This window comes from Aeromonas allosaccharophila (genome assembly GCF_000819685.1).
Lineage (GTDB): Bacteria > Pseudomonadota > Gammaproteobacteria > Enterobacterales > Aeromonadaceae > Aeromonas > Aeromonas allosaccharophila.
Genome location: NZ_CDBR01000077.1, coordinates 1 through 2,897 on the forward strand (window position 1 = coordinate 1; position 2,897 = coordinate 2,897).

The 2,897-nt window shown below is 37.0% G+C and carries 4 protein-coding genes; all 4 read left to right on the top strand.

Translation table 11 applies throughout. The features are described from left to right. The first annotated feature begins 134 nt into the window (after positions 1-134). Positions 135-434, top strand: coding sequence for a hypothetical protein (locus tag BN1115_RS21705; protein ID WP_082034851.1), 300 nt, complete (start codon positions 135-137; stop codon positions 432-434). 434 nt (positions 435-868) lie between these two features. Beyond that, positions 869-1,285: a hypothetical protein gene (locus BN1115_RS22285; RefSeq protein ID WP_128821761.1), complete on the top strand. Its 417-nt coding sequence runs from the start codon at positions 869-871 to the stop codon at positions 1,283-1,285. 89 nt (positions 1,286-1,374) lie between these two features. Next, positions 1,375-2,640, top strand: a complete 1,266-nt coding sequence (locus BN1115_RS21710) for a relaxase/mobilization nuclease domain-containing protein (RefSeq protein ID WP_167335556.1) — start codon at positions 1,375-1,377, stop codon at positions 2,638-2,640. A gap of 22 nt (positions 2,641-2,662) precedes the next feature. Continuing rightward, positions 2,663-2,897 (top strand): hypothetical protein (locus tag BN1115_RS22680; protein WP_208597763.1); only part of this gene is annotated, 235 nt, incomplete at its 3' end.

Below are 2,897 nucleotides of genomic sequence, written 5' to 3' on the forward strand. Positions count from 1 at the left end.
CGTTCATGATCTTGCCCTGAGCCGTAAGGCTGCTTTTTTTATTCATTCGACTATAATAAATTTTGTTTAGGGTGGCATGAGACATTTTTGTTCATGCTATCTGTCCATTACTCTACATGTATAGCGAGTGTTCTATGAAAATAATGACCACAAAAGAGGTTGAGGTTATAGCTGATATTCAGTGTGACGTATGCCATAAAAGCACAACTCCAAATATGAACCCAAATTTGTATAATCCTCAGTTTGGAGCCCTGACTGCAAAATGGGGTTATGGTTCGAAACATGATGGTACGGCATATGAGGTACATCTATGTGAGGAGTGCTTTTTTACTGTGCTGAGTCAGATAAAAAATATGCGTATAAATGATCATGCGGATTATGTTGACGATCAAGCATTTGGGAAGCTTTTATCTCATAGCCTTGAGCTTATATGACATCATTGATTCGACCAGATCTAGAAAAGGTATGTCTGTCATAGGATGAGAGCATGCCTTTTTATATGACTTTAATCAGCCAATGTCATAGTTTTAATTTCATGGAAGAAAATTAAATTCACCATGTAAGTCTAGTTAATTTCATATTTTAAATATTAACTTTCGCCAATGCCATAGATAACGTTAGTCGTTAAATTAATAATTTAGCTCAAAAAATTGTTGATATTATATTTAGTGTTTGCAATACTATAATTAGAGTGAGCATTAAATATCACCGAATAATTTAGCTCACTTCTGAATGTGACTTCGTATAAATTTATTGTATATTTTTTGAAAAAACGCTAAACCAGCTATTTTTTAATGTCTATTAAATAGGTTGGTTTGAAAAATAAAACGCATAACACTACTAATAATTATTATAAAGGTGCACGCAATTGAACAGAAAACCACGGTCTGGTAGACCCAAAAAATCAGCTGATGAAAAACGCAGTTTAATGCTCCGAATCTCATTTAATGCAGCTGAGCAACGTGTTTTAACTAAGCATAGTAAAACCTATGGTATTCCCAAAAAGTCTAGCCTGATTCGGTTTTTGGCTCTCCGGGAACCAGACAGTAATATCTCACCAGATTTTTCATATGATGATCGTGTGAGATTGCTCGAGGGGGTATACAATATATCATCGAATTTAAATCAAATCATTTTGTTGATTAGACAAGCTGAGGTCGGTAGTGACGTTTATAAATTTATTACTGACAGTAGTGATAACTCTCCAGTGATGCAGGCTTTCTCATCTATAAATTCTCTGTTTATAGGAATTGAAAAAGCTCTGATTGGAGTAAAGTTGAAATGAATTTTGAAAAACACAGGTTCGGCCAAAACTTCCAGTACAGACTGTCTTATATTTACCGAGCTATACATATTGGTAGGAAACGAAAATCCATGCCATCACAGGTTTATCATCTCGGTGGTGGTGTAATTAATAGACCAAATATTACATTGAATGAAAGAGGTGAGGTCTCTGATTATAACATCGGGCCACTACTCATGGAGTTGAATATGCAGGCTGCATTGTATGCAGGCACAGGAAACCAACTATGTGCACATTATTCACTATCATTGAGCCCCGATGAATCATTAACGCCATATCAATGTCTAGTTGCAGCTAGGCTGCTAATGAGTGAATTGGGATATGGTAGCGATACTCGATGGACATCTGTTATACACCGCGATACAAGGTCTCTACATGTACATGTTGTGGCATGTAGAGTAAAACTAGACAGAACCTTAGTTAATGATAGTAATGACTACGCTCGTGGAGTTGACGCTGCTCGAAAAATTGAAATGGAATTGGGATTGTCGATCTGTAAAAGCCCTGAAAAAAATTTCGGTCATGAGTATAGCATAGTAAATATTAAAAATGGCCGTGGTAGAGGGAGCTTTCATGCTATGCATGATCCCGCTTGTATTATCAGGGATGCAATGGACGTGGTTTTTAAAAAACAGCCGAACAACATGACTGAATTTGTCACTGGGTTGCGTGAGCATAATGTAATGGTCAAGCCGTGGAGAGTTGATAATCGTGAGCCACAGGGGATCTGTTACAGTATAGATGGTCAGCGATGGATATCAGGGACGAAAGTTAAAAAGTCACGGGCTACTTGGTTTAAGCTGATCGAGCAAGGTATTGAATATTCACCTAGACGAGATGATTACAGTCTGAACTTGGGTGTTTCAAATGAATTAAATGAATTAAGCGTTCTTAGAGTGATACCGTTTACTGCATTGATTCGTTGTACTAAAAAACAATATGCCAAGATTAAAAGAACAGTGCAGTCATTTGTGGATAAAAAAACATATGGTACATCGTCATTCTTTTTCCGGCTTCTAAGATTGGATTTTGTTTTGCTATCAATCGAAGAACCATCGGATAGTTTTATATCAAATGCACGAGCACTGTTGGAAGGCGTTTTGGCTACAATTTTTAGGAAAGGGCTGGAGAGCGTTCATGTAGGATCAAACGCATTGATTCCTGATGGATATGTCCAGGATATCAACTCAGAAAAAGATACTATTGATAAGCCAAACATGTTTTTCTTAGACAGAGACAAACTAAAAAATGAAATTTTTACTAACAATGAATGGATTGCTGATTGGTATGGGGATCCCATATCACACGAACAAACCAAAGAAAAAAACATAAAATAACAATAATAATGAGAGGTGTGACATGGCTAACATGAGGTTGAATGCAAATCTTAGAACAGTATCATTTAGCAAAACCGTGAGTGTACTGGAAGAGCTGGAGCTCAGTTCAGGTAAATGTGTTCGTAGGTATAGGGCTGTAAATGTTCACCTAGGTACAGTTGATGTGAATTCTGATTTTTCCCTTATAAAAGAGTTAACCGAGGCTGACGCAAAAAATGCAAAGCTTTGGGTCCAGGAGCAGGGTAAGAGCATGAATG

Excerpts from the sequence above, each read along its gene's own strand:
- BN1115_RS21710 (WP_167335556.1), top strand. The coding sequence starts at position 1,375 with ATGCCATCACAGGTTTATCATCTCGGTGGTGGTGTAATTAATAGACCA.
- BN1115_RS21705 (WP_082034851.1), top strand. The coding sequence starts at position 135 with ATGAAAATAATGACCACAAAAGAGGTTGAGGTTATAGCTGATATTCAG.